Raw genomic sequence first — 522 nt, 5'->3', positions numbered from 1 at the left:
TGAGCCGCGGCGAGGGCGCGTCGCGTGTCCCGCGTACGGGTGGGCGCGGGAAGGATGCGGCGGCCGCTCCCGCTGGCCCTCCGCGCAGGATCATCCGTGGGCGCGGCGCCACCACGCCCGCGATGGCCGCGGTACGCTCCGGCTCGGAGGCGGACTGTGATGAAGCCCAGCTCATGGTCCGGGTGCAGGAACGCCGCCGCCTCGCGGGCACTCTCTACGCGGAGGAGGTCCGGGACCTGGCGTTGCTGTGGACCGTGGATGACGACCATCCCGGTGAGGCGGATGAACTGGCCGTGAACTGCTTGATCGCCGCCGCGGGGCTGCGCTCCAAGGTGGGGCGCGCGGAGGGGAAGCTGCGCGACGCTGTCCACGCCACTCGTGACCTGCCCCTGTGTCTGGATCTCGTCGCGGGTGGTGTGTTGCCGGTGGAGTGGTTTGAGTGGTTGATCCGCTCCACCTGTCGCCTCGAGCCTGAGCAGCGTCGTCAGGTTGATGATGTGGTCGCTGAGTGGGACCTCGCCG

The 522-nt window shown here is 70.7% G+C and carries 1 pseudogene; it reads left to right on the top strand.

Features of this window, described 5'->3' with window-relative positions:
• Positions 1-122: 122 nt before the first annotated feature.
• Positions 123-522 (top strand): annotated as a pseudogene (locus tag MU407_RS14130) (hypothetical protein); the annotation flags it as partial.

The organism is Brachybacterium sp. Marseille-Q7125, from assembly GCF_023062615.1.
GTDB lineage: Bacteria > Actinomycetota > Actinomycetes > Actinomycetales > Dermabacteraceae > Brachybacterium.
This window is presented reverse-complemented; position numbering and strand designations above follow the sequence as displayed.